This window comes from uncultured Oceanicoccus sp. (assembly GCF_963968385.1).
GTDB lineage: Bacteria > Pseudomonadota > Gammaproteobacteria > Pseudomonadales > Dasaniaceae > Oceanicoccus.
The window spans coordinates 1-7,737 of the sequence record NZ_CAXAHB010000072.1 but is presented as its reverse complement, the minus strand read 5'-3'; the positions used below and the strand labels follow the sequence as shown (position 1 = coordinate 7,737).

Genomic DNA, 7,737 nt, shown 5'->3' with positions numbered 1-7,737 from the left:
AATAACTTAATAACTTAATAACTTAATAACTTAATAACTTAATAACTTAATAACTTAATAACTAGTATCGGGAAAGTTTTCAGCACTTTCCATTTTTATGGCCAACGCATCATACAGAGAATGTCGCAGTGTAGGAATTTGTAACACACGTACATGGTAAAAGGGCGGCGTTGCTGGGTCAAAATCCGGATTATACCATACCGTCACCAGCTGCGCGGTACCCACAGAATTTTGATACCTTGCTATTTTAGTATCGACAGTGTTTTTAACCGCAGATAATTTTCCGTTGTTATCCAGTAGCATATAACTCTCTGCGCTGAATGGCGGCCAGAATGCTGTCGCGAGTGTTTTCTTGCGCCCAAACAGCGGTCAGCCCTGAGGTGGGCATCCCCCACCCACTGATTGCGCGTTCATCAGTATTCCGATCCTGCTTGTAGGCGGCAATAGAATCGGTTGGCATTTTGCCATGAAAGTTATCTTCCTCTGCAACACCAACCGATGAAACGACGAAAAACATCGTCAAATAGAGTAGTCGCATAACAATATCCTGATTTTTTAGGTTTTTTCTTATTCATGAATCTTTTACCTGCCGTTTACTCGCCGAAAAGAGGCTAAAGCGAGGCTCTACGGCGAATTTCTGCAGCTATTAACCACAGACGATCCTGTCCCCATACGGTCAGATCAGGTTCACCATCTGGCCCGCTAAGCCGGTAGGATGGCACCCCCCATAAGCCCATTCTTTCGACCATTTCACGCTGGTTCTGCTCAACAAACGACTTCCAATCATCGCTACCCATATGTTGGACGGCCTCGCGCCAATCAAGACCAGCCTCTTCCACTGCTCGGCGCATATTAGCCTTTTTGTGCAGACCCCTACCTTCTGACCAGGCATTTCGCAAAAGGACACTGTGGAGTTGGGTATCTTTACCAAGTGAGCTTGCCCAAGGGAAAAGGGAATAAGCTTGCCTTGTTGGCGTGCCAATAGGGGTGACCTGTTTTTCAAATGGTACACCAAGAAAATCTGCTTCACGTTTAGTATCAAAGTAAATATATTTTCCCTTGATTAGCGTAGCTGGTACGCCGCGCATAATCATTGGTAGTACGGGTTTATGCCGAAACTTTATATTGCAAGTCTTGGCGAGCTCTAGAGTTTTATCAAAAATGATCGACGTGTAAGGGCTGTTCAGTGATGGATAAAAATGTAATTCAAGATGACTGGCATCAACACCGCTTACATCTATTGCAGGCCTGCTAACGAGGTATGGTTCATTCGGGGCATGACAAGCGCCAAGGTCTCGCAGTCGCTGTTCCAAATAGAATAGCCTGTCGACGCCCCAGTACCACTCGCCGCCATAATAAAAGGTAGCACCAGAGTAATGCTCTAGCTGTGCCAGTCGTGCAGAGCCCTGATCCAGTTTCTGACTGACTTCGGATTCGCCTGATTGACTTTGTGCAATCGATTCGCCTAGCCAACTGCTTTGACTGATTTGTTCTATATTTTCAATAAAATCCTCTGCCTTCATCCCTGAAAGTGCGGCTGCGGCGGCCTGTTGGCTTTCTAAGTCGGGCGACAAGCCAGCACTGCTTGGAAAGCTTAATCCATAGTGTGGTGCGACAAGCTCAGCATCTCTGCGCGCCCAAGTCGCCAGCTTTTGTAATTCGGGCTGGTTGTCGCCACCTGAGGCACGCACCAAGTGAGGAACTATTTTTATATCGTAGCGAGCTGCCAATCTGGCAATAATCTGAGCTGTTAGATGCGAGTAAGGATCATCGAGTTGATGAAAATACTCCACTACATGATCAGCCTTGCTGGCTTGCCGGTTCTTTTCAAACGCAATTCGTTTTTTTCTGATTTGTTTGGCACTCGTTACTCGACTGTAAAACTTTGCCATCACAAATCGCACAAAGTTGGATGGATCAACCATATTTTTAGAGTTGGGATTGTTCTCTGGCTCAACCATAAGATGGACTCCAATCAATAACTTTTAGTCGCATTAGATTCACTGAGTGACACTGCCGAATCCAATGGCACTTATTGCCCATTCGCTTTCAGGTACTCTCTGTACCAATGACTGAGTGACAATCCGGAAATCTTCCGGCTTTAGCCTATCCGGATTAATAGTATGAGACAGCCGCGCTTCTTGTTTGCTGCCGTCAACCACTGTAGCAAGCACCGATGGATCCTTACCCGAAACTATCGAACAAGCTGAAGCCAAATTCGTTACCGCTTTGTTGAGTTGGGCCGGTGTCAGGTTGGCTGCACTTTGTTGCAGCAAATTAACCAATGTGGCGGCATCTGCCTGTGCCATGTCGCCGTCGCTGACGGCTTTATAGATAGCACCACCGGCCTGCTTCAACAGCACCTTTATCTGTCGTATATCTGTGTTGACTGAGGCAATATCAGCAACCAGATCTAAAGTGCTAGCGTTGGCAGCGCGGGCCTCGGCCGCGCATATTGCATCACGCGCCATCAAATCTAGGCGAATCGGCTTGTAGCGCGTAATACCTCCCGTAAGCTCTGCTGTTAACTCCGGATACAGCGCTTTACCCGCAGCGCGACGGATGGGTGAACTGGCAACATAAATACTGCCATCCGGCCCCACTGTACTCATAGCCACAGAATCTTCCCGGCCTTCGGCAAAGTAGCGTAGCTCTCCGGTTTCGCGGTCAAGAAGCCCTATGCCAACATGCAACATGATGTTGGCGCCGAACAGCGACTTGCCACCGCCGATCATCACAACCACACCATTGGCAGTAATTGTTGCTGTTAAAGCATTAGTCTGCTTATCGACATTGGCATAGCCATCAAAACCGGTCAAATTTGCCTTCCAGGCTAGGGAGCCACTGTCGCCGTTATCAACCACCTTGATCATATCTGTGGCGGTCGGGGCATAAAGTTCACCGTTATCGGGAGACACCGAAATGGAACCCACCAATGCCTCGCCTACATTCAACCGCCAAATTTCATTTAGGTCAGCATCAAAAGCAATCACATTACCAGCGTTATCCGACCCATATACACGGCTACCGTCTGCACTCAGCGCAGGGGTCGATCCGGTCCCACCCTGAAAGGTCGCGCGATTCAGAATCTGAAATTCCAACCCACCATTACCGTCGTCAACTAGGTCGAGAAGGTAGAGGGCACCCAGTTCAGACCTGCCGTCCTCGACCCCATCCTCTGCGTCTTCCGCGGTGGCAGCAAGAAAGATTCGGCCGCTATCAGGAGAGATGCTAAAAAAATTCGTCACCACGCCACCGCCACCATAAAGGTAGCTAATGACGGCTGTAAAAATGCCTTTACCATCACCGGTTTTTCCAAAGACTTCATCCATCAGCAGGTCGACCTTATCGATGAGAAAGCCGGGAATTTTCACTCCGATGCTGCTAATCGCAGGCGCACCGGGCACCTGACCCATGGGTGCAACCAGCTCACCAGTTTCGCGACTGAAGGCAATCAATTTTCCTGACATGGTGACAGTAATCAGTGAATCTGTCTTTGGATGGTAGTTGAAACTGTGAGCTCGGGTATGAGCGGCACTCCCTTCACCGCGCGTCGGCAGGCTCAGACCGGTAGACGAGCTCCAGATGATAGAACCATCCTGCCGCATGGCTACGGCGCGGGTATAACTGACATGATAGATAATTTGTGAACCGGGATTGTCCGGATCATTGAGAATAAACGGACCGCTGTTTGATTCTCTATCACTGTCAGCAGGCAGCGCCCAACGCCGCTCGCCCGTTTGGGCGTCAATAGCAACTAATGCCGTGCGCGCTCCTTTGTAGAAGGACGAAGTAAAGTAAAGATTGCCAGCGTTATCCAAGACAGGGCCAGCGCCGATAAAATACTCAGGCTCCGCTGTCCAGTCGTGCTCAAACATGGGGGCGGCAACCACCCAGACATTATCTGAATTATTAACACCGACATGGATGGCGCTAAAGGTATCAGGCTCGGGGATGATGTCGAAGCCATGCTGCCCCGCAGAACGTGCGCCAACCGGCTTCCACTGGGTAAGTTGTGGAGAAGGAAAAACCTTCGGTTTATGGACCCGCTCACTGCCAAAGAATACGTTGAACGCGACATAGTCAAGCAAGATTGCCAGCACTACGATCAGCAACAAACCCACTATTTTGCGCGTGGTCATTTACGATTTACCTCATTCATGTTTTGTGTTGGCAATACCGCTTCAAATTATACAATCGATCAATTATAGTGGTTGCGAAAAAATGCATAGGGTCTTATTCGGCCAGATGTAGCATTCTTCAGCTTGAACCTCGAGATCCAAGTCTCAAGATTACGTAACAGATTAAATAATAATGCAAGAACAAACCTTACAGCGCAGTATTTATAAGCACTTGATATTTCAACTGAATCAGGCAGGGATTAGCGAACAGCAGCTATTTGACAGGTTTGCACTTGGCACCTCGGAGATGTCGCTTGTTAACCATAAAGTGTTTGCGGGTACCGAGGCACTAACACAGCTAGAAACGGCGGTAAAACTAGCTGGTGATAAGAGTCTCACCTTTAGACTGGGCCAAAAGGTGGATATTGCTAACTATGGCGCTTTTGGCTTTGCCTTAATGAGCTGTGCCAATTTGAGAGAAGCCATAACGCTGTTGGTACGTTACGGCAAGGCGTTTTTTCAAACCAATTGGAAGTCCTATGAGACAGACAGCGGTTTATTACTGCGTATTAATCTGAATACAGGAACAGCTGAACAACAGCAATTTATGCTAGAGATGATTTTTTCACAACTCTCATTCCTTTCCACTACGCTTTATGGCGGTCAGGTGGAAGGTTCCGAATTGCATCTGACTTATCCTGCTCCCACATACCAAGCTTACTACCAGAAATTGATCTCGGTACCCGTGAGCTTTAACCAGAAATACAACCAACTGTATTTTCCCGCAAAGGTGCTGGATATACCGATTAGAACGGCAAACCCTTCAGATCATGTCGTATTTCAACAACAATGCGAAGAAATGCTGCGAGACTTAAGTAGTGTGGGGAAAATCACGTCGAAAGTAAGGCGTTTGCTGATCCTATCCGCTGGCGAATTCCTTGATATATCACAGGTATCCAAGCGTCTTTGTGTCAGCGAGCGAACATTGAGACGCCGATTGAAAGACGAGTCAACCAGCTTTAGAGCCATCCTCGATGAAATCAGAAATCTGCTTGCCTGCAAGTACCTTACAAAAACGTCCCTAACCGTCACCGAGATCGCACACCTTTTAGACTTCAGCGAAGCTATCCATTTTCGTCGCGCTTTTGTGCGTTGGAACGCAATTACACCCGCAGAATATCGCCAAAAGCAAAACCCATAGCCAAGGGTACTAGGGGATTAATAATACTAATATCCTGGATATCACGAATGGTTAACGATTAAGCGCCTTATTGTCGATGATCGGCAGGCTATTCTAGATACCCGTTTCGGGGTGAAGCATTCAGTCCAGAGTAAGCATATGCTCAACACCGGTACCAGCAAGCACAGCATCAACACTGGCGCGGTCCGCGTCACTCAGCGCGTTGTAAAGCTCATTGGTCCAGCGCAGACACTTGGCCTGATAAGAGAAAGTCTGCTGGGTCCAAGCGCAGCCATCGATCTCGGCGTCCCAAATCTTTTCGCCTTTTGCTACGGCATCAGCATTGGCTAATTGCGCTGGGACGTAGACCCGCCCAATCTCCTCAAGCAAGCCGCGTAAGCTTTCAGGTTGATCGGCCAAACTCAACCAATCTTGCTCCGTTGGATCCAGTCCACTCTGGTCGCACATCAAATCGACCCAAGCTACGGTGCGTGGCGACATTTTATAGGCGATCGCTCTGGGGGTGGGATCAAATCCTACCAATTGGCTTAACTGGCCGAAGAGGGCGAAGTCCCCTGCCCCAGGTCGCTGACCCAGTATAAAGTTTTGATTGGCCAGATGATTTTCCATGGCGGTAAGAAAACGCCGATAGCTAGCATCAATGATCGGTGCCGTGGTGGCATTGGAGCCCACCACGTGAAGGCGGCCTATCTGACGGTCCGCGATCCAGTGTTTGAATTCTGTATGGGCATCTTGCTTGATACTAACATCTGTACTCAACGGCAACATAGTGCCAGCATTGTCGGCATCAACTGACTGATGCCAACGATAGTGAAACATATATTTGGTGCACCACTCGTCAGCAAAATCTTCAATCAGGTAATCAATAAAAGTCAGCGCCGGGTCGGCAGGCAGTACCGAGCGCCCGCTGTAGCTTTTTTCCAAACGCCGGATAATCAGCGTGGAATCACAAACCACTTGCGTCTCTTCACCGTCTTTAAAAAAGAAGGTCGGCTGCAAAGCGGGCACGGGCTCCTCTAAGCCCATCGCTTTACACACCGTTGCAGGAAAGGCCCACTTCACCCTATAGGGCAGCCGCCGATAGCGTAGCAGAGCCACCATCTTTTGGGTATAAGGCGACCCTGTTCCACCTGCTAGTACAATTGGCTCATAAGACGCCATCTTTATTACCTCTTAGAGTGTTAGTTAAACATTCCCTGCAAGCCTGATAAGATCTGACACCTCTTGCGACAGGCGTAGAGAAGATCAAGCTTATCAATAGAATTTTATCCCGCAGTCTGATCGAAAAATATTTCTGCTACGGATAGTGATAAAAGACAGGCCCCGAGCTAAAAAATCAGTTAACCAAAAAGTATTGGTGGTGCTTATTTTCGACTTCTTTAATTAACTCGACGAAAACAGCCCCATGCCATGAATTTCACCACTGGTCTGTGCTTTAATTTCGCTCGTCAGAAAATTAACGCTGCCAATGATAACCGTTATACATCGATAATGGGTCTCTTTGAAAAAGCATTTTTTACAGTGCTGCCCCAGTTAATTAATTTACCATTTTTTCTAATCTTCACTTGGCAGCAGCAAACATTCTCTTGGTTTGTTTCGCTATTACTTGACGGGATAAATTAGGAAACCAGCGTTTCATCTGCCAAAGACGGCGCTCCCTCTTATGCGGCACAATCCAGAATTGATTGTTCAATACAGCTTTATAAATATCATCCGCAATATCGTCCGCTGTAATTTTAGAGCGTGACATTACTCGCTCCACTTTGCTGTTCATATCAATATTCGAAATTTCATTATTCATCGATTCCATTAAATTAGTTTCGAAGAAGGCGGGACAGACAACCGTCGTATTAATATTGCTCGCACCCAATTCAATCGCCATGGTTTCAGATAAAGACACAACACCCGCCTTCACTGCATTATAACTACTCATCATCGGAGCCGTTAGCAGGCCTGCCACCGAGGCGATATTAACGAAGTGACCACCACCTTGCTGTTTAAACAGAGGCGTAAAGACCTTAATACCCCGCACAACACCGAATAAATTAATATCAAAGACCCACTGCCAGTCATCCAGCGTAATATTTTCGATAGCCCCTACCGTTCCTGCAACACCCGCATTATTGACGACAACATCAATGCCGCCCCAGCGTTCTATCAAGTTATCTTTGACGTCCTCTATATCACGCTCATTGGTAACATCGCAATTCACATAAAAAGAGTCTGGCGACAACATTTGCAAGGCGCTTTCTGCCTCTTTGCCCCGCTCATGGTTAAGATCGCCTATACAAACTTTATAGCCGGATTTTGCAAAACGCAGGGCAATCGCCTTGCCTAAGCCGCTTGCACCACCAGTTACAAATATTCTTTGCTGACGATTCTGTTTCATTGCGCTCACGTTGCCTTTTCTTCAAT

7 protein-coding genes are annotated in these 7,737 nt (G+C 47.6%); 1 reads left to right on the top strand and 6 read right to left on the bottom strand.

The genetic code is table 11. The annotated features are described in order from the left end of the window. Positions 1 to 54: 54 nt before the first annotated feature. The 4 genes from AACP44_RS07645 to AACP44_RS07630 form a co-directional block, all read right to left on the bottom strand. Entirely contained in the window at positions 55 to 303 is a 249-nt protein-coding gene (locus AACP44_RS07645) for a DUF3604 domain-containing protein (RefSeq protein WP_339339903.1), read from the bottom strand. Beyond that, positions 290 to 538, bottom strand: coding sequence for a DUF3604 domain-containing protein (locus AACP44_RS07640; RefSeq protein ID WP_339339902.1), 249 nt, complete (start codon positions 536 to 538; stop codon positions 290 to 292). Before AACP44_RS07640 ends, AACP44_RS07645 begins: the two co-directional genes overlap by 14 nt. 73 nt (positions 539 to 611) lie before the next feature. Continuing rightward, on the bottom strand, positions 612 to 1,961 hold the full coding sequence (locus tag AACP44_RS07635) for a DsbA family protein (protein ID WP_339339901.1): 1,350 nt from the start codon (positions 1,959 to 1,961) through the stop codon (positions 612 to 614). A 39-nt stretch (positions 1,962 to 2,000) separates the two neighbouring features. Beyond that, a complete protein-coding gene (locus AACP44_RS07630) occupies positions 2,001 to 4,142 on the bottom strand; it encodes a PQQ-binding-like beta-propeller repeat protein (RefSeq protein ID WP_339339900.1) in 2,142 nt (713 codons plus the stop codon). Between the two features lie 172 nt (positions 4,143 to 4,314). Between AACP44_RS07630 and AACP44_RS07625 the strand changes: the two genes are divergently transcribed. Then, positions 4,315 to 5,322, top strand: a complete 1,008-nt coding sequence (locus tag AACP44_RS07625; protein ID WP_339339899.1) for an AraC family transcriptional regulator ligand-binding domain-containing protein — start codon at positions 4,315 to 4,317, stop codon at positions 5,320 to 5,322. 120 nt (positions 5,323 to 5,442) lie between these two features. Here the strand turns inward: AACP44_RS07625 and AACP44_RS07620 are convergent, their stop codons facing one another. Then, positions 5,443 to 6,483: a glutathione S-transferase N-terminal domain-containing protein gene (locus AACP44_RS07620; RefSeq protein ID WP_339339898.1), complete on the bottom strand. Its 1,041-nt coding sequence runs from the start codon at positions 6,481 to 6,483 to the stop codon at positions 5,443 to 5,445. Between the two features lie 400 nt (positions 6,484 to 6,883). After that, complete coding sequence (locus AACP44_RS07615; protein ID WP_339339897.1) at positions 6,884 to 7,711, bottom strand: SDR family oxidoreductase; 828 nt, start codon at positions 7,709 to 7,711, stop codon at positions 6,884 to 6,886. Positions 7,712 to 7,737 lie beyond the last annotated feature (26 nt).